General features: G+C 67.4%; 22 protein-coding genes. 9 read left to right on the forward strand and 13 right to left on the reverse strand.

Translation table 11 applies throughout. The annotated features are described in order from the left end of the window. Window positions 1-5: 5 nt before the first annotated feature. From AC3EF3_RS10725 to dusA, 6 genes are all read right to left on the reverse strand, one after another. Complete coding sequence (locus tag AC3EF3_RS10725; RefSeq protein WP_488532141.1) at window positions 6-1217, reverse strand: MFS transporter; 1212 nt, start codon at window positions 1215-1217, stop codon at window positions 6-8. Further along, window positions 1214-1612 (reverse strand): RidA family protein, encoded by a 399-nt coding sequence (locus AC3EF3_RS10730; protein WP_488532142.1) that lies wholly within the window; start codon window positions 1610-1612, stop codon window positions 1214-1216. Before AC3EF3_RS10730 ends, AC3EF3_RS10725 begins: the two co-directional genes overlap by 4 nt. Next, window positions 1609-2751: an acyl-CoA dehydrogenase family protein gene (locus tag AC3EF3_RS10735; RefSeq protein WP_488532143.1), complete on the reverse strand. Its 1143-nt coding sequence runs from the start codon at window positions 2749-2751 to the stop codon at window positions 1609-1611. Before AC3EF3_RS10735 ends, AC3EF3_RS10730 begins: the two co-directional genes overlap by 4 nt. A 1-nt stretch (window position 2752) precedes the next feature. Further along, entirely contained in the window at window positions 2753-3625 is an 873-nt protein-coding gene (locus AC3EF3_RS10740) for an enoyl-CoA hydratase family protein (RefSeq protein ID WP_488532144.1), read from the reverse strand. Continuing rightward, window positions 3609-5948: a bifunctional salicylyl-CoA 5-hydroxylase/oxidoreductase gene (locus AC3EF3_RS10745; RefSeq protein ID WP_488532145.1), complete on the reverse strand. Its 2340-nt coding sequence runs from the start codon at window positions 5946-5948 to the stop codon at window positions 3609-3611. Before AC3EF3_RS10745 ends, AC3EF3_RS10740 begins: the two co-directional genes overlap by 17 nt. A gap of 76 nt (window positions 5949-6024) precedes the next feature. After that, window positions 6025-7041, reverse strand: coding sequence for a tRNA dihydrouridine(20/20a) synthase DusA (dusA, locus tag AC3EF3_RS10750; protein WP_488533771.1), 1017 nt, complete (start codon window positions 7039-7041; stop codon window positions 6025-6027). Between the two features lie 90 nt (window positions 7042-7131). Between dusA and AC3EF3_RS10755 the strand changes: the two genes are divergently transcribed. After that, entirely contained in the window at window positions 7132-7542 is a 411-nt protein-coding gene (locus AC3EF3_RS10755) for an RNA-binding protein (RefSeq protein ID WP_488532146.1), read from the forward strand. Between the two features lie 683 nt (window positions 7543-8225). Here the strand turns inward: AC3EF3_RS10755 and phbB are convergent. From phbB to maiA, 5 genes are all read right to left on the reverse strand, one after another. Beyond that, the gene (gene phbB, locus AC3EF3_RS10760; RefSeq protein ID WP_488532147.1) at window positions 8226-8966 is read right to left on the reverse strand and encodes an acetoacetyl-CoA reductase; all 741 of its coding nucleotides are present in this window, start codon (window positions 8964-8966) and stop codon (window positions 8226-8228) included. 43 nt (window positions 8967-9009) lie between these two features. Then, window positions 9010-10191, reverse strand: coding sequence for an acetyl-CoA C-acetyltransferase (locus tag AC3EF3_RS10765; protein ID WP_488532148.1), 1182 nt, complete (start codon window positions 10189-10191; stop codon window positions 9010-9012). Between the two features lie 12 nt (window positions 10192-10203). Next, the gene (locus AC3EF3_RS10770; RefSeq protein WP_488532149.1) at window positions 10204-11910 is read right to left on the reverse strand and encodes a PHA/PHB synthase family protein; all 1707 of its coding nucleotides are present in this window, start codon (window positions 11908-11910) and stop codon (window positions 10204-10206) included. A gap of 146 nt (window positions 11911-12056) precedes the next feature. Continuing rightward, window positions 12057-12803, reverse strand: coding sequence for a peptidoglycan editing factor PgeF (gene pgeF / locus AC3EF3_RS10775; protein ID WP_488533772.1), 747 nt, complete (start codon window positions 12801-12803; stop codon window positions 12057-12059). Between the two features lie 2 nt (window positions 12804-12805). Further along, the gene (gene maiA / locus AC3EF3_RS10780; protein WP_488532150.1) at window positions 12806-13447 is read right to left on the reverse strand and encodes a maleylacetoacetate isomerase; all 642 of its coding nucleotides are present in this window, start codon (window positions 13445-13447) and stop codon (window positions 12806-12808) included. Between the two features lie 26 nt (window positions 13448-13473). Between maiA and AC3EF3_RS10785 the strand changes: the two genes are divergently transcribed. Together AC3EF3_RS10785 and AC3EF3_RS10790 are read left to right on the forward strand one after the other, a co-directional pair. Further along, the gene (locus tag AC3EF3_RS10785) at window positions 13474-14847 is read left to right on the forward strand and encodes a Rieske 2Fe-2S domain-containing protein (RefSeq protein ID WP_488532151.1); all 1374 of its coding nucleotides are present in this window, start codon (window positions 13474-13476) and stop codon (window positions 14845-14847) included. Then, window positions 14844-16217 (forward strand): glutamine synthetase family protein, encoded by a 1374-nt coding sequence (locus AC3EF3_RS10790; protein ID WP_488532152.1) that lies wholly within the window; start codon window positions 14844-14846, stop codon window positions 16215-16217. Before AC3EF3_RS10785 ends, AC3EF3_RS10790 begins: the two co-directional genes overlap by 4 nt. Window positions 16218-16226: 9 nt before the next feature. Here AC3EF3_RS10790 and AC3EF3_RS10795 read toward each other — a convergent pair whose 3' ends face one another. Then, window positions 16227-16880, reverse strand: a complete 654-nt coding sequence (locus tag AC3EF3_RS10795) for a YiaD family glycine zipper/OmpA-like lipoprotein (protein WP_488532153.1) — start codon at window positions 16878-16880, stop codon at window positions 16227-16229. A 136-nt stretch (window positions 16881-17016) separates the two neighbouring features. Here AC3EF3_RS10795 and AC3EF3_RS10800 point away from each other — a divergent pair, with 136 nt between their 5' ends. After that, window positions 17017-17319, forward strand: coding sequence for an antibiotic biosynthesis monooxygenase family protein (locus AC3EF3_RS10800; RefSeq protein ID WP_488532154.1), 303 nt, complete (start codon window positions 17017-17019; stop codon window positions 17317-17319). Here the strand turns inward: AC3EF3_RS10800 and AC3EF3_RS10805 are convergent. Continuing rightward, the gene (locus AC3EF3_RS10805; protein ID WP_488532155.1) at window positions 17294-17734 is read right to left on the reverse strand and encodes a MarR family winged helix-turn-helix transcriptional regulator; all 441 of its coding nucleotides are present in this window, start codon (window positions 17732-17734) and stop codon (window positions 17294-17296) included. The two genes, AC3EF3_RS10800 and AC3EF3_RS10805, sit on opposite strands and share 26 nt — an antisense overlap. A gap of 85 nt (window positions 17735-17819) precedes the next feature. Here AC3EF3_RS10805 and AC3EF3_RS10810 point away from each other — a divergent pair, with 85 nt between their 5' ends. From AC3EF3_RS10810 to AC3EF3_RS10830, 5 genes are read left to right on the forward strand one after another with little or no spacing between them, the layout of a single operon-like run. After that, window positions 17820-19010: a 3-hydroxybenzoate 6-monooxygenase gene (locus AC3EF3_RS10810; protein WP_488532156.1), complete on the forward strand. Its 1191-nt coding sequence runs from the start codon at window positions 17820-17822 to the stop codon at window positions 19008-19010. Continuing rightward, window positions 19007-20350 carry an FAD-dependent oxidoreductase gene (locus tag AC3EF3_RS10815; RefSeq protein WP_488532157.1) on the forward strand — a complete coding sequence of 448 codons (1344 nt, stop codon included), beginning with the start codon at window positions 19007-19009 and terminating at the stop codon, window positions 20348-20350. Before AC3EF3_RS10810 ends, AC3EF3_RS10815 begins: the two co-directional genes overlap by 4 nt. Beyond that, a complete protein-coding gene (gene gtdA / locus AC3EF3_RS10820; RefSeq protein ID WP_488532158.1) occupies window positions 20347-21381 on the forward strand; it encodes a gentisate 1,2-dioxygenase in 1035 nt (344 codons plus the stop codon). The genes AC3EF3_RS10815 and gtdA overlap by 4 nt, the downstream gene beginning before the upstream one ends. After that, a complete protein-coding gene (locus AC3EF3_RS10825) occupies window positions 21378-22079 on the forward strand; it encodes a fumarylacetoacetate hydrolase family protein (protein ID WP_488532159.1) in 702 nt (233 codons plus the stop codon). Before gtdA ends, AC3EF3_RS10825 begins: the two co-directional genes overlap by 4 nt. A gap of 45 nt (window positions 22080-22124) precedes the next feature. Continuing rightward, window positions 22125-22613, forward strand: coding sequence for a TRAP transporter small permease (locus AC3EF3_RS10830; protein WP_488532160.1), 489 nt, complete (start codon window positions 22125-22127; stop codon window positions 22611-22613). The last annotated feature ends 1 nt before the right edge of the window (window position 22614 follow it).

Here is a 22614-nt window from a genome sequence, read left to right on the forward strand (position 1 = left end):
TTCTCCTAGGATTTCACGAGTTTAGTCGCGGGCGCCGGCAACGCCCGGAATGCGGTGCACCCGAGGCACAGCGAAGTCGCGATGGCGCCCAGCACCGCGGCATAGGGTTCGATGTGCATGGCACTCGCGGCGGACGCCACGCCGCCGGTGAACCATTGCATCACGGCGACGCCGAGGAACATCGCCATGGTGAACACGGCCATGGCGCGGCCGGTCATGTGCGGCGGGTAGGCCGAGCGCACGTCGGCGTACTGCAGGCTGCCGAAGCCGGACATCAGGCCCACGGCCATGGCCAGCGCGACCTCGACCGCAGCGCCGGGGCTGAAGGCCATGACCGCGAAGCAGGCGGCGTTGGCGAGCGCGAACGTGACGATCCACTGGCGGCGCCGCGCTTCGCCCGGGTCCAGCCGGCCGAACAGCGGCGCGGCGAACATGCCGATGACGGAGATCGCGATGGCGACGTTGCCCGTCTCCACGAGGCTGAAGGCGTGCCGGTCGATCAGCATGGGCGCCAGCCACAGGCCGCGCAAGGTCATGAACGACGAATAGGTCGTCAGCGCCAGCGCGAAGATGCCGATCGTGTGCGGCAGGCGGAAGAGCTCGCCGTAGCCGCGCAGAGCCGCAGCTACGTCCAGCTTGTGCCGCTCCGGGGCCGCCGATCCTTCGCGCACGAACAGGAAGATCGCAATCCACGCGAGCAGTGCCAGCGCCGCGAGTGCGATGAAGCCCCAGCGCCACGAGAACCGCTCGATCACCCACGCGAGCGGCGTGCCCGTGAGCAGCAGGCCCACCGAGCCGATGCCCAGCGCCGCGCCGTTGACGGCGGCGAAGCGCCCGGTCGGGAAGTGGCGCGCGATGAACACGGTACAGACGAGGAAGGCCGGCGCGCACCCGATACCGGTCAGGACCTGCCCGAGCACCAGCGTGCCGAAGTCCTGCGCGGATGCGGTGACCAGCGCACCGGCAATCGCCAGCGGAAAGACCGTAACGATGGTCTTGCGCGGCCCATAAACGTCGATGCCCATGCCCATGAAGAGCTGCAGGCCCGCGAACGAAAAGTGGAAGGCCGCCGCGAACAGGCCCAGTTGCTGCTTGGAAAGCTGGAACGCCTGCGACAGTGCAGGCGCCATGATTGCGGCAGCCGTGCGGAACGCCTGGCTGAGCGCGAAGCCGCTGATCAGCACCAGCAGCATGGGCCAGGCGCTGCGCTCCCTCATTGGGAGAGAACCGCCGTCGCCTCGATCTCCACCTTCGCGCGATCTTCGATGAGCGCCTTCACCTCCACCGCCGTCATCGCGATGTCGTAGCAGCCGATGATCTCGCGGAAGGCCCGGCCGATCTCCCCGGAGGCGGCCAGGTACTCGCGCTTGTCGGTCACATACCAGGTCATACGCACGATATTGTCGGGCCGACCGCCCGCTTCGCGGAGCACATCGGCGACATTGCGCAGCGCCTGCCGGGCCTGCCCGGCGAAGTCGTCCGTATGGAACACGCCTTGTGCGTCCCAGCCGATCATGCCGGCGATGAACAGCATGCGGCCCGTCGCCACGACGCCGTTCGCATAGCCCTTGGGCCGCGGCCAGCCGGCCGGGAGGATCGCTTCGTGGCTCATGGCTGGCCTTCTTTCAAGAGTTCGCGCGCGATGATGAGTTGCTGCACCTCGCTGGCGCCTTCGTAGATGCGCAGCGGCCGGATCTCGCGATACAGCCGCTCGACCACGTTGTCGCTCTGCACGCCCATGCCGCCGAAGATCTGCACGGCGGCGTCGATCACCTGCTGCGCGCCTTCGGTGGCCGTGAGTTTGGCCATGGCGGCCTCCTTCGTCACGCCGCGCCCCTGGTCGCGCTGCCAGGCCGCGCGGTAGATGAGCAGCGCGGAGCCGTCGATCGTCGTCGCCATCTGCGCGAGTTTCGCCTGCGTCAGCTGGAAGTCGGCCAGCGACTGGTTGAACATCTTGCGCGTGGTCGCGCGCGCGAGCGCCTCCTCGAGCGCGCGGCGCGCGAAGCCGAGCGCCGCGGCGGCGACCGACGTGCGGAACACGTCGAGCGTGCGCATCGCCACCTTGAAGCCCTCCCCCGCCTCACCGACGCGTTGCGACAGAGGCACGCGGCAATTCGTGAACTTGAGGCGCGCCAGTGGGTGCGGCGCGATCACGTCGATTCGCTCCGCGATCTCGAAGCCGGGCGTGCCCGCGTCGACGATGAAGGCGGAGATGCCCCGCGCGCCCGGCGCCTCGCCCGTGCGGCAGAACACGACGTAGAAGTCCGCGATGCCGCCGTTGGAGATCCAGGTCTTCTCGCCGTTGATCACCGCGTGATCGCCGTCGATGTGGGCACTGCACTGCATCGCGGCCACGTCCGATCCGGCTTCCGGCTCGGAGAGCGCGAAAGCGGCGATCGCCTCGCCTTTGGCGACTCGCGGCAAGTACCGCGCCTTCTGCCCGGAAGTGCCTTGCAGCGTGATGGCGCCGCTGCCCAATCCTTGCATGGCAAAGGCGAAGTCCGCCAGGCCGTTGTGGCGCGCCAGCGTTTCGCGGATCAGGCAGATCGCCCGCGTGTCGATCTTCTCGCCCACCGCGTGTCGCAGCCAGCCCGCGGTCCCGAGCTTGCGCACGAGTGTGCGGCATTGATCATCGACATCGCCGCCATGGTGGTCGGCCACGTTCCGCGCCGCCCAGGTGTCGAGCTCGCGCGCGAGTTGCCGGTGCCGCTCTTCGAAAAACGGCCAGTCGAGGTAGCTCTCGTCGGCCATGTCAGTTGCCCTCGAACTTCGGCCTGCCCTTCGCGACGAAGGCGTCGTACGCCCGCGTGAAGTCCTCGGTCATCATGCAGATGGCCTGGGCCTGCGCCTCGGCTTCGATCGCCTGCTCGATCGTCATCGCCCATTCCTGGTGGAGCATCGTCTTGGTGATGCCGTTGGCGAAGGTCGGTCCCTGCGCCAGGTCGGCGGCGAGCTTCTGCGCCTCGGCGAGCAAGGCACCGGGTTCGGCGAGCCGGTTCAGGAATCCCCAGCGCTCCGCCTCCTCGCCGCCGAGCGAGCGGCCGGTATAGAGCAACTCGCTCGCCCGGCCCTGCCCGATGATCCGGGGCAGCATCGCGCACGCGCCCATGTCGCAGCCGGCGAGGCCCACGCGGTTGAACAGGAACGCCGTCTTGCTGCGCGCCGTGCCCAGTCGCAGGTCGGACGCCATCGCGATGATCGCGCCGGCGCCGGCACAGACGCCGTCGATCGCGGCGACGATCGGCTGCGGGCAGGCGCGCATCGCCTTCACCAGGTCGCCCGTCATGCGCGTGAACATCAGCAGTTCCGGTGCCTTCAATTTCACCAGCGGGCCGATGATCTCGTGCACATCGCCGCCGGAGCAGAAGTTGTCGCCCGCGCCGACGATCACGACGGCGTGGATATCCGTCGCGTACTTCAATTGACCGAACAAATCGCGCAGTTCGGCGTACGAGTCGAACGTCAGCGGGTTCTTGCGCTCGGGCCGGTCGAGCGTGATCGTCGCGACCGCGCCGCTCGCTTCCCACTTGAAATGCGTGGCGCGGTAGCCCGCGAGCTGCTTGCGGTTGCCCGCGACCAGCGCCGGCGACACACGATCGTCGGCGCGTTCAGTTGAATCGTTCATTCGCTGTCTCCGCGGCTTGCGCCGCCATCTGTTTTTCGCGTTCGAGGTTGCGTTCGAGCTGCGACTTGCCCGACAGGTACTGCACCGGCCAGCGCAGGTCGTGGTAGCCGATCTTCGCGGCCTCCAGCAGGGTCCATTGCGGATTCGCGAGGTGCGGCCGCGCGATCGCGCACAGGTCGGCCCGGCCGGCGGCGATGATGCTGTTGACGTGGTCTGCTTCGGAGATCGCGCCGACGGCGATCGTCGCGATGCCCGCCTCGTTGCGGATGCGGTCGGCGAACGGCGTCTGGTACATCCGGCCGTACACGGGCTTTTGCTTCCTGCTCACCTGCCCCGAGGAGCAGTCGATCATGTCGGCGCCCGCCGCCTTGAACATCTTCGCGATCTCCACCGCGTCATCCGGCGTGATGCCGCCTTCCACCCAGTCGTGGGCCGAGATGCGCACGGACATCGGCAGGTGCTGGGGCCAGACGGCGCGCATGGCTTCGAACACTTCGAGCGGGTAAAGCAGCCGGTTCTCGAGCGAGCCGCCGTATTCGTCGGTGCGCAGGTTCGTGAGCGGCGAGATGAAGCTCGACAGCAGGTAGCCGTGGGCGCAGTGCAGCTCGAGCCAGTCGAACCCGGCCTCGACCGCATAGCGCGTACTGCGAACGAAGTCGTCGCGCACGCGGTCCATGTCGGTGCGGTTCATGGCGCGTGACCAGTCGCTCACGCCATCGATGTACTGCTCCGGGGAAGCGGAAATCAGCGGCCAGTTGCCCGAGGCGAGCGGCTGGTCCTCGCCTTCCCACGGCACCCGCGTCGAGCCTTTCGGGCCCGCGTGACCGAGCTGCATGCCGATCCTGGCGTCCGACCACCGATGCACATAGTCGACTATGCGCTTGAAGCCATCGCGCTGCTGCTCGTTCCACAGGCCCGGGCAGCCGGGCGTGATGCGCGCGTCGGCCGTCGGGCAGGTCATCTCCACGAACACGAGCCCCGCCCCGCCCATCGCCCGCGAGCCCAGGTGCACCAGGTGGTAGTCGCCCGGCACGCCGTCCACGCACGAATACTGGGCCATCGGCGACACCACGACCCGGTTCTTCAGCGTCACGCCGCGCACGGTGAAGGGCGTGAACATCGGCGGCACCGGCTGCTGCGCAGGCGCGCGCTGCAGGCCAGCGCGTTCGGCGATCCAGTCCTCGTAGTCCTCGACATAGTCCCTGTCGCGCAGCCGCAGGTTCTCGTGGCTGATGCGCTGGCTGCGCGTGAGCAGCGAATACGCGAACTGCTCCGGCGGCAGGTTCACGTAGCGCGCGACGTTCTCGAACCATTCGGTGGAGTTGCGCGCGGCGTTCTGGATCTTGAGCACCTCGACACTGCGCACGGCTTCGTAGTCGCGCAGGGCCTGCGCCAGGTCGCCGTTCGATCGGGCGACGCAGCGCGCGAGCTCGATCGCGTCCTCCAGCGCCAGCTTCGTCCCCGAGCCGACCGAGAAGTGCGCCGTGTGCGCCGCATCGCCCATCAGCACGACAGGCGCGCGGCCGTTGTGGTGTACCCAGGTCTTGCACACCACGCGCGGAAACCGGATCCACTGCGCCGAGCCGCGCAGGTGCGATGCGTTCGACATCAGCTTGTGCCCGTCGAGATACCTGGCGAAGAGCTTCTCGCAGTACGCGATCGACTCCTCCTTCGACATCTTGTCGATGCCCGCCTTCAGCCAGACCTCCTCGGGTGTCTCCACGATGAAGGTCGAGGTGTCGCCGTCGAACTGGTAGGCGTGCGCCTGGAACCAGCCGTGCTCGGTCTCCTCGAAGGCGAACGTGAACGCCTCGAACTTCCTGTGCGTGCCCAGCCAGACGAAGCGGCATTTGCGCAGGTCGACGTCGGGCTGGTAGGTGGCCGTGTATTTCGTGCGGATGCGGCTGTTCAGGCCGTCGCTGGCGATGACGAGGTCGGCCTCGGGAAATTGCTCGTCGCCCTGCACGTCGGTCTCGAACACGAGCTTGACGCCCAGCCCTTCGCAGCGGCGCTGCAGGATGTTCAGCAGCCGCTTGCGCCCGATGCCGGCAAAGCCGTGGCCACCCGAGCGGACCCGGTGACCGCGAATGTGGACCTCGATGTCGTCCCAGTGGTTGAACGCGTCGAGGATCTCGTCCGCGGTGGGCGCGTCGGCGGCCTTCAGGTTGCCCAGCGTCTGGTCCGAGAACACCACACCCCAGCCGAATGTGTCGTACGGCCGGTTGCGCTCGACCACCGTGATCTCGTGCCGGGGGTCCTGCTTCTTCATCAGGAGCGCGAAATACAGCCCTGCCGGGCCGCCGCCGATGCAGACGATCTTCATGATTGCTCCAGACCTAGATAATTTAAGTTTAAAGCATTTGGCCGGATCCTGTCACTCGGTGCAAGCCAGCGGGGCCTCAGGCCGCCCGGGCCAGCTGCTCGTTCGCCAGGGCCATCACGTCATGCGGATCGGACTCGCGCAGCTTGTGGTCGCTCCACACCTGGCGCCAGCGGCGCGCGCCCGGCAGACCGTTACGCAGGCCCAGCATGTGCCGGGCGATGCTGGACCAGGGCGTGCCATGCGCCTTGGCCTCGCGCGCCATGTAGTCGGCCATCGCGATCTCGACCGACTCGCGCGTGATGTCCCGCTCGGGGTCGCCATAGAAGGCGTGATCCCACGAGGCGAGCCACCAGGGGTTGTGGTAGGCCTCGCGGCCGATCATCGCGCCATCCACGTTGGCCAGCGCCTCGCGCACGTGGTCATCCGCCGTGATCCCGCCGTTGAGCGAGAACACCAGGTGCGGGAAGTCGCGCTTGAGCCGGTACACCAGCTCGTAGCGCAGCGGCGGCACCTCGCGGTTTTCCTTGGGCGACAGGCCCTTCAGCCATGCGTTGCGCGCATGGACGAAGAAGACCTTGCAGCCGGCCTCGCTCACCGTGCCGACGAAATCGCGCACGAACTCGTAGCTCTCGGTCTTGTCGATGCCGATCCGGTGCTTCACGGTGACAGGGACGTTCACGGCATCGTGCATCGCCTTGACGCAGTCGGCGACGAGCTGCGGCTCGGCCATGAGGCAGGCGCCGAACGATCCGCGCTGGACCCGCTCGCTGGGGCAGCCGCAATTGAGGTTGATCTCGTCGTAGCCCCATTGCTCGCCCAGGCGCGCGCTGTGGGCGAGCTCATGCGTGTCGCTGCCGCCGAGCTGCAGCGCGACGGGATGCTCTTGCGGATCGAAGTCCAGATGGCGCGGCACGTCGCCATGCACGAGCGCGCCTTGGGTGACCATCTCGGTGTAGAGCACAGCGCGGCGCGTCAGCAGGCGATGGAAGAACCGGCAATGCCGGTCCGTCCAGTCCATCATCGGGGCGACGCTCAGGCGCCAGTGATCGGGGGCGGGATGCGGGGCGGAAGTCACTGCCCCCGATTGTCCCATCATGCCGGAGACGGCTCGCCCTGACGGATGGGCTGGAGGAAGGGCTCCCGGCCGATTGACAAGGCCATGGCCCGGGGGGAAGCTGGACGCATGAAGTCCTTTTCACCCGAATCGAGGATGTTCACGCTGGGAGGCGTGTTCTATCCCACAGGCCATGTCGTCCTCATGTTCCCCACCGCGCAGGACGCGCTGGATGCGGAAAGGAAGCTGATCAGTTCCGGCTACGACGGTGGCTCGATCTGCCTGCTCACGCCGCAGGACATCCACGACAAGGTGGCATTCACCGTCCTGCACGAGGAAGGGCTGCCTTCGCCCGGCACGGAAGGCGAGACCGCGCGCCACTACGAGGAGCTCGCGCGCGAGGGGCATCACGCGCTGCTCGTGCCGGCGCCCTCGGCGAAAGACACCGAACGCGTGATGGATGCGCTGAAGGACGCGAAGATCTCGTACGCCCAGAAGTACCGGCACTTCGTGATCGAGGATCTCGTCACGGATCGATAGATGGCAAATCGGCGCGTGGGCGGGCCGTCCCGCGCGGTCGCTGCGCCGGCCTGGCGGCCGGGTCCCTGCGCTGGACGCCTCTTGCGGCGCGCGGGAGCAACTCGTCTGGAGTTTGCCGGCGCACCGGCAAACTCCAGACTCAAACAATCTCCCGCAGCCAGAAACAGTCGCCTCGGCTCGATCCGCTTCGCTCTCGCAAGCCGCGCTGCGCCGCAAGAGGCATCCAGCGCAGGCGCAGCGCCCCGATCGCGCGAGACGGCCCACCCACGCACCGATTTGCTGGACACAGCCGTTGGCGATCGACCGGACACCCCGGGCGCTTAAAGCAAAGCCGCGTGCGGGCGGACCCCGGCGCGCCATCAGGGCGGCTCGCCTGCGCCGGCTGCTCCTGCGGACCCAGCATCGCTTGCGAGAGCGCAGCGAATCGAGCGATGCGCTCGTTTCTGGCTCGCGGGGATTGTTTGAGTCTGGAGTTGGGGGTGCGCCCCCAACTCCAGACGAGTTGCCCCGCGCGGGCCGCAGGAGCGGCTGGTGCAGGTTTGCCGCCGAGTGCGCCGACAGGTGCGCGAGGCGGACGAGCCGACCGCGCGCCGGGGTCCGCCCGCATGCGGCTTTGCCAGCACGGATGACGCTCAAAAAGCAAGGCCCGCATGAAGCGGGCCTTGCTTTGGGTGTCCGGGCGGTCAGCCCATGTGCAGCCCGCCGTTGACGGAGAAGTCCGCCCCGGTCGAGTAGCCCGCTTCTTCGGACGCCAGCCACGCGACGATGGACGCGATCTCGCCGGGCTCGCCGAGGCGCTTGACCGGAATGGTCGCCACGATCTTCTCGAGCACGTCGGGACGCACGGCCTTGACCATGTCGGTGCCGATGTAGCCGGGGCTCACGGTGTTCACCGTGACGCCCTTGCTCGCGAGCTCCTGCGCCAGCGCCATCGTGAAGCCGTGCATGCCGGCCTTGGCCGCCGAGTAGTTGGTCTGGCCGGCCTGGCCCTTCTCGCCGTTCACCGAGCTGATGTTGATGATGCGGCCGAAGCCGCGCTCGACCATGTCGCCCACCACCTGCTTGGTGACGTTGAACATCGAATTGAGGTTGGTGTCGATCACCGCGTCCCAGTCCTCGCGCGTCATCTTGATGAACAGGCGGTCGCGCGTGATGCCGGCGTTATTCACGAGCACGTCGATGGGGCCGTGTTCCGCCTTGGCCTTGCTGAAGGCTTCGACGGTGGATTCCCAGCTGCTCACGTTGCCGACCGACGCGTAGAAGGTGAAGCCCAGCGCGCTCTGCTCGTTCAGCCATTTCGTGTAGTCGCGGCTCGGGCCGCAACCCGCGATCACCTTGAAACCTTCCTTGTGCAGGCGCTGGCAGATCGCGGTGCCGATCCCGCCCATGCCACCGGTGACGTAGGCGACTTTCTGTTGGCTCATCGTTGTGCTCCTGGGTGTGTGTGCGACTTGTTCTTGTACTCTTTCAGGCGCGCTCCACGGCGAGGGAAACCCCCATGCCGCCGCCGATGCACAGCGCGGCCACGCCCTTCTTCGCTTCGCGCCGTTTCATTTCATGCAGAAGCGTGACGAGGATGCGGCAGCCGGACGCACCGATCGGGTGCCCGATGGCGATCGCGCCGCCATTGACATTGACCTTCGCAGGATCGATGCCAAGCTCCTTGTTCACTGCGCACGCCTGCGCGGCGAAAGCTTCGTTCAGCTCGAACAGGTTCACGTCGGCCGCGCTCCAGCCGGCGCGCTGCAGCGCCTTCTTCGTCGCGGGCACCGGGCCCATGCCCATCGTGGCGGGATCGAGCCCGCTGGTGCCGAACGACACGATGCGGGCCAGCGGCGTGAGGCCCAGCTCCTTCGCCTTCTTCGCGCTCATCACCACCACGGCTGCGGCGCCATCATTGATGCCCGACGCGTTGCCCGCCGTCACCGTGCCGCTCTTGTCGAAAGCGGGGCGCAGGCCGGCCAGCGCTTCGGCGCTGGTCTTCTTGTTGATGAACTCATCCGCAGCGAAGACGATGGGGTCGCCCTTCTTCTGCGGGATCGTGACCGGCACGATCTCTTCCTTGAACTTGCCGGCTTCCTGCGCGGCCGCGGCCTTCTGCTGGCTGGCGAGTGCCAGCGCGTCCTGCTGTTCGCGCGAGACTTCGAACTTCTTCGCCACGTTCTCGGCGGTGACGCCCATGTGGTACTGGTTGTAGACGTCCCACAGGCCGTCCACGATCATCGAATCGATCATCTTCCAGTCGCCCATGCGTTGGCCTTCGCGGGAGTTCATCAGAACGTGCGGCGCGGCGCTCATGTTCTCCTGGCCGCCGGCAACGACGATCTCCGCGTCGCCCCAGGCAATCGCCTGTGCCGCGAGCATCACGGCCTTCAGGCCCGAGCCGCAGACGGCGTTGATCGTCAGGCCCGGCACTTCCTTCGGCAGGCCGGCCTTCAGCAGCGCCTGGCGCGCGGGGTTCTGGCCCGCGCCGGCCGCGAGCACCTGGCCCATGATCACTTCGCTCACCTGCTCAGGCTTGACCTTGGCACGCTCGAGCGCCTCCTTGATCACGATCGCGCCGAGCTCGGGCGCCGGGGTCTTGGCGAGCGTGCCGCCGAACTTGCCCACCGCCGTGCGCACGGCGGAAACGATGACGATGTCTTCCATTCAGGTCTCTCCTTAAGCTTTCGCCTTCACATACCGGCCCGGCGCGGGCTCGATCACCTTGTACTTGCCGCGGCCGAAGTTCTTCGGCGCCGCGACTTGCTTGCCCGCGTGGGACTTCAGCCACGCAGCCCAGTCGGTCCACCAGCTGCCGGGATGCTCCTTTGCGCCCGCCAGCCATTCCGCATGCGTCCTGGGCAGCTTGTCATTGGTCCAGTACGAGCGCTTGTTCTTGGACGGCGGGTTGATCACCCCCGCGATGTGGCCCGACGCGCCCATCACGAAGCGCTTCTTGCCCGGCAGCACCTGCGTCGATGCATACGCACCGCCGATCGGCACGATATGGTCTTCGCGCGAGCCGTAGATGTAGGCCGGGATGTCGATCTTGCGCAGGTCCACCTTTTCGCCGCACACCGTCGCCTTGCCGGGCTTCACCAGATTGTTCTCGAGGTAGGTATTGCGCAGGTACCAGGCGTACATCGGCCCCGGCAGGTTCGTGGAATCGCTGTTCCAGTAAAGCAGATCGAACGGCGGCGGCGTCTCGCCCTTCAGGTAGTTGCCGACGACGTAGTTCCACACGAGGTCGTTCGGGCGCAGGAAGCTGAAGGTGGACGCGAGCTCCTGGCCCTTGAGCAGGCCGCTCTTGCCCATCTGCATCTCACGGAACTTGACGAAGCTCTCGTCGATGAAGACATCGAGCACGCCCGTTTCCTTGAAGTCCAGCAGCGCGGTGAGGAAGGTGGCCGAAGCCAGCGGCTTCTCGCCGCGCGCGGCAAGCACGGCGAGTGCGGTGCCGAGGATGGTGCCGCCGACGCAGAAGCCCAGCGCGTTGATCTGCTTGGCCTGCGTAATCTCGCGCACGACGCCGATCGCCTCGATCGGGCCCTCGTCGATGTAGTCGTCCCAGGTCTTGCCTTCGAGCGACTCGTCGGGATTGCGCCAGCTCATGACGAAGGTGCGATGGCCTTGCTCCACGAGATAGCGCACGAGCGAGTTGTCGGGCTGCAGGTCGAGGATATAGAACTTGTTGATGCAAGGCGGGATGACGAGGAAGGGGCGCTCGTACACCTGCTTCGTGAGCGGCTTGTATTCGATCAGCTGGAACAGGTCGTTCTCGTAGACCACGGCGCCTTCGGTCGTCGCGACGTTCTTGCCGACTTCGAAGACGCTTTCGTCGGTCATCGAGACATGGCCCTGCTGGATGTCGTTCAGCAGGTTCTGCATGCCCTTGGCGATGCTTTCGCCCTTGGTGTCGAGCGCCCTCTTCTGCGCCTCGGCATTCAGCGCCATGAAATTGCTCGGCGCCGACGCCGCCATCCATTGCTCGACGGCGAAGCGCAGGCGCGCCTTGGTCTTCGGGTCCGTTTCCGCGGCCTCGACCATGCCCAGCAGCGTGCGCGCGTTGAGCAAGTACATCGCGGCCGTGTACGCCGCCATGGGGTTCTGCGCCCATGCGTCGGACGAGAAGCGCTTGTCCCGCGCGAGGTTCGTCGTCAGGCCGGTGTTCCAGAGCTCGGCGGCTTCCTTCAGGTAGGCCTGTTGCAGGGCCTCGAGCTTTTCCGGGGAGAAGGTGATGTGCGGGAAATCCGGGAGGCTGGGCAACGCCGGCAGCGCAGCGCCGCTTGCCAGTCCGCCGAAGGACTGCAGCGCCTGGACCCAGTGATCGCCCAAGCTCTTCTGGAATTGCTGGGCGTTCTGCGCCCAATCCGGCACTGAATTCATCCTTGTCTCCTGGGTACCCTTGTTTTCCGGGTTAACCCGAGTATCACACGATTGATGTTGCAGTGCAACATTCAGCCGCTCGCTGTCGCCGATCCTTGCGTTCGGGTTGTACTCCTAGGAGCGCCGCCTGTCTTGCGAGCGGTGTATCAGGCGAGCCAGACAGCGGCGGCGAAACGCCCGCTGACGCGGTCCCGCCGGTGCGAAAAGAACCTCGCAGGGTTCGCCACCGTGCACCACGCGCGCGAGCCGTCGTTGCCGTGCATGCGGGTGACGCCGAGCGCTCGGAGGCGCATGCGCGCCAGTGCGGGCAAGTCGGCCAGCCACTTGCCTGCTCCATACGGCTCGAAGTGACGTGCCGCCGCGGGATCGTGTGCCTCGAATGCCGCTTTCACTTCGGGCCCGACCTCGAATGCCTCGGGACCGATGCACGGGCCCAGCCACGCGATCAACTCGCTTGCCGGCGCAAGCTGCGCAGCCGTCGCTTCGACGATGCCGCCGGCGAGCCCGCGCCATCCCGCATGCGATGCGCCGACACGCGATCCGTCCTGCGCCGCGAAGAGGACCGGCAGGCAGTCGGCCACCATGATCGTGCACGCGACGCCGGGAACCTGGGTCACGCAGCCATCGCCTTCGACACCGTCTTCGCTGAGTCCATCCAGCGCGACGACCCCGGCCGTGCCATGCACCTGCTTCATGTAGACCGGCCGTGCAGCGATCGCCCGCTCGAAGATCGCGCGGTTGCGAGCGACGCGCTCGCGGTCATCGCCGACATGATCGCCGAGGTTCAGGCTCTCGTACGCGCCGCTCGAACACCCGCCCGTGCGCGTCGAGCACACGGCGCGCACGTTCGCCGGCGCGGGCCAGTCGGGAACGAGCCAGTCGGCCGGATGCATCATCAGGGCTCGTTGTCCGGGCAGCTCGAAGGCTGCGCCTGCTGGAACGCCGGGTGCTTCATGCAGTTGTCGAAGACGGCCATCGTGCGCGTGAGGCCGTCGAAGTTCGTGTCGAAGCGCTTGCCGTTGAAGATCTGCGGCACCAGGCAGCAGTCCGCCATGGTCGGTGTCTCGCCGAAGCAGTAGGTCGATTGCGGCAAGCGCGCCAGTTCACGCTCGAACGCTTCCAGGCCGTCGCGCACCCAGTGCCGGTACCAGGTGGCCTTCTTGTCGTCGTCCACGCCCATCTCGCGCACGAGGTACTTCAATACCCGCAGGTTGTTGAGCGGATGGATCTCGCAGGCGATCAGCTGCGACAGCGCCCGCACCTGCGCACGCGCCAGGGGATCCCGCGGCAGCATCGGCGGCTCGGGGTGCGTCTCGTCGAGGTATTCGATGATCGCCATCGACTGTTCGAGCCGCTCGCCGTCATCGGTGACGAGCGTGGGCACGAGGGTCGCCGGCGAGATCGCGGCGTATGCTTCCTTCTTGTGTTCGCCCTTGGCGATGTGCACCGGCACGTACTCGTAGGGCAGCCCCTTGAGTTGCAGCGCGATGCGAACGCGGAACGACGCGGACGAGCGGAAGTAGTTGTATAGCTTCATGGCACCGCCAAGGATAAACTGATCCGATGAAGGCCGAACAGAACGAACTGCTCACGCGCATCGGTCCCGGCACCGCATGCGGCGCGGTCATGCGCAGCTACTGGCAACCGGTGGCGCTGGTCGACGAGTTCGATCCCAGGCTCGATGCGCGCATGGCAGCGCGGCCCGTGAAGGCCGTCCGCGTGCTCGGCCAGGACCTGGTGCTCTTCCGTGATGCGCAGGCGCGCTGGGGGCTGCTGGATCGCAATTGCCCGCATCGCGGCGCCGACCTCTCGTTCGGCCGCAACGAAGGCGACGGGCTGCGCTGCCCGTTCCACGGCTGGAAGTTCGACGTCGCGGGACGTTGCCTCGAAACGCCTGCGGAACCGCCGGGCAGCAAGTTCTGCGAAGGCGTGAAGCATCGCAATTACCCGGTGGTGGAAATGAGCGGCATCCTGTTCGCGTGGCTGGGCGCGGAAGGATCGACGCCGCCGCCCTTTCCCGGCTTCGATTGCTTCGCCGCGCCGTCGTCGCACACCTTCGCCTTCAAGGGCTTGTGGAACTGCAACTGGCTGCAGGCGTTCGAAGTCGGCATCGACCCCGCGCACCCCTCGTTCCTGCACCGGTTCCTGTCCGACGAGCCGCTGGATGCGATCGGCGAGAACCCCGCCGGCAAGCAGTTCCGCAGCGCGGCCGCGGGCGACATCGGCGGCGAGCGCTGGCCGATGACGCGCATCATGCGCGAGTTCCATCGGCCCGAGATCAGCTACGAGAGCATGCCTTGGGGCCTGCAGCTCACGGCGCTGCGGCCCATGACCGAGCAGCTCACGCACGTGCGCGTGACACAGGCGATCTTTCCGCACACCTTCGTCATCCCGCTGTCGGAGACGCTCACGATCACGCAGATGCACCTCCCGGTGGACGACACGCATACCTACTGGTATTCGATCTTCACCAGCTTCGCGGGCCCGGTCGACAAGGAAGCGATGCGCGCGCAGCGGCTGCAATTCATCTCGCTGCCGGACTACATCCCGAAGTCCGGCCGCCACAACGACTGGGGCTTCAATCCCGAAGAGCAGCGCACGCGCACCTTCCTCGGCATGGGCGAGGAAGACATCAACGTGCACGACCAGTGGGCGGTCGAAAGCATGGGGCCGATCGCCGACCGCACGCGCGAACGCCTGGGCACCAGCGACAAGGTGATCATCGCCAACCGCCGGATGCTGGTGAAGGCGATCGAGACGGTGCAGGCCGGGGGCGTGCTGCCCGGCGCGGCCGACCCGGCCAATGCCGGCGCGCTCGTCGGCCCCGACACGGTCGATGGCATCGCACCGGCGGGCGAATGGCCGGCCTGGTGGCGCGAACAGGTGCGCGCCAGGCGCGAGCACGCGCCCTGGTTGAAAACTCCCGTCGCCGCATGACGGAAGCCGCGCAGCGCGTTGCGCGTCTGATCGGATCGGCGGGCCTGGAGCTCGTGCGGATCGTGTGGTGCGACCTGCACGGCGTCACGCGCGGCAAGACGCTGACCGCCAGGGCTGCCATCCGCGCGCTGGATGAAGGCGTCGGCATGGTCAGCACGCTGATGCTCAAGGACACCTCCGACCGCACGGCGTTCAAGGTGTTCGAGCCGGGCGGTACAGCCGGTCTCCCCGGCTTCGAGTTCGCGAGCAACCTCGTGCTGCGCCCGGACCCGGACAGCTTTCGCCAATTGCCGTGGACGCCTTCGACGGGCTGGATGCAGGCGCAGCCCTGGTTCCAGGACGGCCGGCCCGTCGAACTCGACACGCGCCGCATCCTGCAGGCCGCGCTCGAGCGGCTCGCCGGTGCGGGGCTCGGCATGAAGTGCGGACTGGAGATCGAGTTCCACATCTACCGCATCCAGGACACCGTTGCGCAGCTCGATCCGCAGCAGGCCGCATGGCCCGGCCCGCCGCCGGGAGTGGCGATGATCCACCCCGGCTACAACCTGCTCAACGAGGCCTGGTTCGACATGGCCGAGGAACCATTGCGCATCGTGCAGCACACGGCGCAGGGCCTGGGCCTGCCGCTGTGTTCGCTCGAAATCGAACTGGGGCCCAGCCAGGTCGAGGCGGTGTTCGACGCCACCGATGCGCTCACGGCGGCCGACAACATGGTGCTGTTCCGCAATGCCGTGAAGCAGGCGCTGCGCCGCAGGGGCTTTCACGCCAGCTTCATGTGCCGCCCGCCCTTCCCGAACATCATGTCCAGCGGCTGGCACCTTCACCAATCACTGCTGGACCTGCGAACCGGCGCGAACGCCACGAACATGCACTACCTCGCCGGCCTGCTCGAGCACGCGCGAGCGATGGCCGTGTTCTGCACGCCCACCGCCAATGGCTTCGGTCGCTTCCGGCCCAACGCGCTGGCACCCCAGGCCGTGGTCTGGGGACGCGACAACCGCGGCGCCATGCTGCGCGTGATCGGCGAGCCCGGCACAGGCACGATGCGCATCGAGAACCGGATCGGCGAACCAGCGGCGAATCCCTATCTCTATGTGGCGTCGCAAATCCACGCGGGGCTGGACGGCATCGAGCGCAAATTGCAGCCGCCCGCTGCGACCGACGCGCCCTACGGCACGGCCGCGACGATGCTCCCGACCTCGCTGGGCGAAGCACTCGAAGCGCTTCGCGCCGACACCACACTGGTGAATGCCTTCGGCACGACGTTCGTCGATTACTTCACCCGGATCAAGCAGTCGGAACTCGCGCGTTTCGATGCCGCCGAGGACAAGGACGAGTTCCAGAGGCGCGAATACTTTTCGCGCCTCTGATTCGCGGGCTCAGCGCGCGGCGACGTTGGCGCGATCGCCCAGGAAGATTTCCACGCGGCGGTTGCGCGCACGGCCGGCTTCCGTGCTGTTGTCGGCCACCGGCTCATGCTCGCCGCGGCCTGCGATCTGGATCACTTCGGGACGCACGCCGCGCGAAACGACGTAGTCGCGCACGGCCTGCGCCCGAGCGAGCGACAAGCGGTCGTTCAGCTCGTCCGAACCGGTGTTGTCGGTGTGGCCGATGATGCGCACATCGGTGCCGGGCTGGCTGGCGAGCCCGCTCGCGAACTGGTCGAGGATCGGGCGCAGCCGCGGGTTGATGTCGGCGCGGCCGGTGGCGAACCCGGCGTCCGCCGGTACGTCGACCTTCAGGCGGTTGTCCGCCGTCTGCGCCACCGCGACCCCGGTGCCGGCCGTCGCGCGCTCCATCGCGGCCTTCTTTTCTTCCATGTGCTTCGACCAGACGTAGCCGCCCGCCGCGCCCACGCCGGCACCGATCAGTGCCCCCTTCGAATTGCCGCCGATCGCCGCACCGGCGAGCGCGCCGAGACCAGCGCCGATCGCGCTGTTGCGGCCCGTGTCGCTCATGGTGCCGTCGGCTGCGCAGCCGGCCAGCGCGATGGCGGTGGCCGCGGACAACATGGTGGTGGTGAGTCGTTTCATCTTCTTTTCCCGGTTGAGTTGATCGGAGGCTTGCACGATAGCCCGTGCGCCCGGCGTTCGCGCCCGACTGAAGGATAGGTGGACCGGTGTTGCATCCCCTTACGCATACACTGTCGGGGCCATTGAGGAGAACGTCTTGATCCTGGAAATCGCCGACATCCGCATCCAGCCGGGCCAGCAGGCCGCATTCGAGGAAGCCATCCAGCGCGCCGTGCAGACGGTGCTGCCCAAGGCCAAGGGGGTGCACGGCTACAAGGTGAACCGCTGCATCGAAACGCCGGAGCGCTACATCCTGCAGATCTTCTGGGAGACGCTCGAGGACCACACCGTCGGCTTCCGCCAGGGCCCGCTGTTCACGGAATGGCGCTCGTTCATCGGGCCGTTCTTCGCGAGCCCGCCGCTTGTCGAGCACTTCACGCTGGTGACGAAGAGCGATTGACCAGCTTATCGAGTAGTTTCAGCAACTGATCGCGCTCGCCAGGCTCCAGCGGCCCCAGGATGCGCGCCTGCGCCTTCGCCACGGCGCGCTTCATCGCCAGCGCCGCGCGTTCGCCCTCGGGCGTCACCCACAACAGCTTGCGCCGTCTGTCCTGCGCGTCGGGCTTGCGCCTGACCCAGCCCTTGGCTTCGAGCCGGCCGATCACCGACCCGAAAGTCGCGGCATCGAATGCCACCCGGCCCGCGAGCGTCACCTGGTCTTCGCCCGGGTCTTCGATCAGCGCGTTCAGGATCGCGAACTGCACCGGCGTCACGCCGAAGTCGGCCGTTTCTTCCATGAAGACTGCCACGGCCAGCTGGTGAGCCCGCCGGATCAGGTGGCCCGGCGCATGGCGGAAGTCGAAGCTCTTGGGCATGGCGCGCAGTGTAACGAGGGCTCGCCGGCTTGCTGGGCACGGCAATAATATGTATTCTTAGCATTTTCGGCCCACTCCGTTTCCCATGGCGGCTCCCCTGAATTTCCTCGTTGCTGGCGGCGGCATCGGCGGGCTTTGCGCCGCCTATGTGCTGGGACGCGCCGGCCATCGCGTCACCGTGCTGGAGCAATCGGCGGCCTTCGGCGAGATCGGCGCGGGCATCCAGCTGGGCCCGAACATCTTCCGCATGTTCGATTACCTGGGCCTCACGGAGGCGATCAACCCGGTGGCGTTCTTCCCGCCCGGCATGGGCATGAACGACGTGCGCACCGGCGAGGAAGTCGTGCGCGTGGACCTGCGCGAAACGAAGTCCGCCTACGGCTATCCGTACGGCCTGATCTACCGGGCCGACCTGCACGACGTCTTCCTGCAAGCCTGCCGGAAGCTGCCGAACATCGAGCTGCACACGTCCAGCAAGGTGCAGTCCTTCGAGCAGGACCCGGTTTCGGTGACCGCGCATCTTGCATCGGGCGAATCGGTGCGCGGCGATGCGCTCATCGGCGCCGACGGGTTGTGGAGCCGCGTTCGCGAGGCGGTGGTCGGCGACGGCAGGCCGCGCGTCTCGGGTCACATCGCCTACCGGGCGGTGCTCAAACGCGAAGACGTGCCCACGCACCTGTGGAGCGACGACGTGACGCTCTGGGGCGGCGAGAAGACGCATCTGGTGCACTACCCGCTGCGGCGCGGCGAGCTGTTCAACCTGGTCGCGGTGTTCCACAGCAACAAGTACGACGAGGGCTGGAACACGTTCGGCGACACGGCGGAACTGAACGAGCGCTTCGCGCATGCCGTGCCGCAGGTGAAGGAGCTGCTCGGCAAGATCGAGACCTGGAAGATGTGGGTGCTGTGCGACCGCGAGCCGGTGAAGGACTGGAGCCGCGGCCGCGTCACGCTGCTGGGCGACGCCGCGCATCCGATGCTGCAGTACCTCGCGCAGGGCGCGGGCCAGGCGATCGAGGATTCGGTCGTGCTGGGCGAGGCGATCGCGTTCACGAAAGGCGACGTGGCCACGGCGTTCCAGAAATACCAGCGGGCCCGCTACCTGCGAACGGGCCGCGTGCAGCTCACGGCCCGCTTCTACGGCGACATCTACCACGCCTGCGGCGTCACGCGCGAGCTGCGTAACCGCCTGTTCCAGAGCGGCCAGGAGTCCGCGGGCTTCGCGGGCCTGAAATGGATGTACGAAGGCATCGATCCCAGGAACCTCTTCGCATGACGGGCTTCGTCCACGAACCGGCGCGCGACACGCCGCTCTTCGGCGAGTACGACGTCGTCGTGCTCGGCGGCGGGCCGGCGGGAATCGCCGCGGCCGTCGCTGCCGCACGTGCGGGCTGCTCCACGCTATTGGTCGAGCGCTACGGGTTCCTCGGCGGCATGGGCACGGCCGCGGGCGTCACCAACTTTTGCGGCCTGCATGCCAACGTGCATGGCGAGATGAAGCAGGTCGTGCACGGCGTGGCCGGCGACCTGCTGGCGCGCATAGCCCGGCTCGGCGGGCTGAACGCGCCGCACATGATCCTGGGTCGCATCCCCGCGCAGGCCTACGACACGGCCGCCTACAAGATCGCGGCCGACGACCTCATGGCCTCGGCGGGCGCGCAGGTGCTCTTTCATGCGCTCGCCTGCGGGGTCATCAAGGAATCGCCGCGCACGATCTCCGCGCTGCTGCTCGAAACCAAGTCCGGCCGCATCGCCGTGAAGGCGCACGCCTTCATCGATTGCTCCGGCGACGGCGACCTGGCCGTGTGGGCCGGCGCCGAGTGGGAGAAAGGCGATGCGCACGGCCACCTGCTCTTTCCCTCCACGATGTTCCGCGTGAACGGCGTCGATCCGCAGCGCGCCGGCGAAGCGTGGAAATCGATTCCCGCGCTGATGGAACAGGCCGAGGCCGCGGGCCGCCACAAGTTCCCGCGCAAAGGCGCGATCGTGCGGCCGCAGAAGAGCGGCATCGAGTGGCGCGTCAACGTCACGCAGCTCGCCAACGCGCGCGGCCGGGCGATGGACGGCACCGATGCACGCGAGTTGAGCGACGCCGAACTGCTCGGCCGGCAACAGGTCGCCAGCGTCGCGCGGTTCCTGAAAGAAGTGCCCGGCTTCGAGAACGCCTACATCGTCGACATCCCGCCGCAGGTCGGCATCCGCGAGACGCGCCGCGTGCGGGGCCTGTACATGCTCACGGAAAACGATGTGGTGCACTGCGCCGATTTCGACGACACCATCGGCGTCAACGGCTGGCCGCTGGAGCTTCACGTGCAGGGCGACGTGCAGTGGCGCTGGCCCGCCGAAGGATCGCGCGGCTTCAACCAGCTGCCCTATCGCATGACCGTCACACCCTCGCTCGACAACCTCTGGGTGGCCGGGCGCTGTGCCTCCATGACCCACGAAGCCCAATCGGCCGCGCGCGTGACCGGCGCCTGCTTCGTGATGGGCCAGGCGGCGGGCACCGCCGCCCACTTCGCCTTGAAGCAAGGTGTGCCGGCGGCAAGTGTCGACGTGCACGACCTTCAATCCCGGCTCGCCGCCGAGGGCGCCTTTCTCGGCCAAGGAGAAGCATGATGACCCGCCAGCAGCTCTATCGCGACATGGCACCGCTGCACCTCACACCGCTGTGGGAGGTGCTGCACGCCCTCGTTCCGCAACAGCCGACGACCCCGTGCGCGGCGGCGCACTGGAAGTACGAGGACGTGCGTCCCTTTCTCATGCGTGCGGGCGAGGCCATCAGCGCCGAAGAAGCCGTGCGGCGGGTGCTGATCCTCGAGAACCCGGCGCTGCGCGGCCAGTCGTGCATCACGCAATCGCTCTACGCGGGCCTGCAACTGATCCTGCCCGGCGAAATCGCGCCCAGCCACCGCCACACGCAAAGCGCGCTGCGCTTCATCGTCGAAGGCTCCGGTGCCTTCACCGCAGTCGACGGCGAGCGCACGACCATGCGGCCGGGCGACTTCATCATCACGCCCAGCTGGACCTGGCACGACCACGGCAACGAATCGGATGTCCCGGTGGTCTGGCTGGATGGACTGGACATCCCCCTGGTGCGCTTCCTCGACGCGGGCTTCGCCGAAAACAACACCGCACGCTCCCAGGTGGTCACGCGCAACGAAGGCACCAGCTACGCCCGCTACGGCCACAATATGGCGCCGGTGCGCGGCGCCGCCCCCTTCCGCGGTACCTCCCCGATCTTCAGCTATCCCTACGAGCGCAGCCGCGAGGCGCTGGAACAGCTCGAACGCGATGCGCCCGTCGACGAATGGGACGGCGTGAAGCTGCGCTACGTCAACCCGCTCACCGGCGGCTCGCCGATGCCCACCATGCAGACCTTCATGCAGAAGCTGCCCGCGGGCTTCGCGGGCAAGCCCTGGCGCCAGACCGACGGCGCCGTGTACAGCGTGGTCGAAGGCGAAGGCGAAGCGGTGATCGAAGGCGGCGGGCAGACACTGCGATTCGCCTTCTCGCCGCGCGATCATTTCGTCGTCCCCTCATGGCACACTGCGCGCCTGTCGTCGGCCCAGGGCTGTGTGCTGTTCAGTTACTCCGACCGCCCCGTGCAGGAAGCACTGGGCCTCCATCACGAAGAAAGGCTCCCATGAATTACGTCTTCAACCCCGTGACCGCCAGCGTGCCCGTCGCCGGCAGCAGCGACCGCTTCCCGGTGCGCCGGGTCTATTGCGTCGGCCGCAATTACGTCGAGCATGCGAAGGAGATGGGTTTCACCGGCCGCGAGGCGCCGTTCTTCTTCCTGAAGCCCGCCGACGCGATCGTCGCCATCCCGCAGGGCGAGACGGGCTCGATCGCCTACCCGTCGCTCACGAAGGACCTGCACCACGAGATCGAGCTGGTCGCCGCCATCGGCACGGGCGGGCGCAACATCAAGGCGGCCGACGCGAAGAAGCACATCTGGGGCTACGGCGTGGGCCTGGACATGACGCGGCGCGACCTGCAGGGCGAAATGAAGAAGCAGGGCCGCCCCTGGTGCATCGGCAAGGGCTTCGACGAGTCGGCGCCCATGGGCACCATCGTGCCCGCCGCGCAGGCCGGCGACGTCGAGAACGCGGAGATCTGGCTCAAGGTCAATGGCAAGGACCGCCAGCGCAGCAACGTCTCCAAGTTGATCTGGAACATCGGCGAGATCATCGAGCATGTGTCGGCCGCGTGGGAGCTCGCGCCCGGCGACCTGATCTTCACCGGCACGCCCGAAGGCGTGGCGGCCGTCGTGCCCGGCGACGTGCTGGAAGGCGGTGTGAGCGGCGTCGGGACTTTATCGGTCAAAATCGCCGCGGCGCGCTGACGGGCCACCCCTGACGCGCACCACGAACAACAAGAGGAGAGTCGATTGCGCGTCCTGGAAATCCTGGCCAAGGCCTGCGCGCTCGCCGCGGGCGCCCTGGTGGGCCTGATGGTGGTCATCACCTGCGGCAGCATCATCGGCCGCGAGACCGTCGGCCGCACGCTGACCGGGGACTTCGAACTCGTGGCGCTCGCCACCGGCGCGGCGGTGGGCCTGTTCATGCCGCTGTGCCAGTTCCACCGCGGCAACATCGTGGTGGACGTCTTCACCGCGAAAGCCCCGCCCGCGTTCAACGCGGTCCTCGAACGCATCGGCGCCTTCCTGCTCGGCCTGTGCTGCGCCCTCCTCTCCTGGCGCGCGGCGCTCGGCGGCCTGAGCTCCTACCAGGCCGGATCGACCACCATGCTGCTCGGTGTGCCCGAGTGGTACGCCTACGCGCCCATGGTGCCCGGCTTCGCGCTCACGGCCGTCATCGCATTCTGGCAAGCCGCCGCCGGCTTCGAGACGCCTTCCCACATCGAGGAAGGCGTCTGAG

Source organism: Ramlibacter sp. GS1-15 (assembly GCF_057785015.1).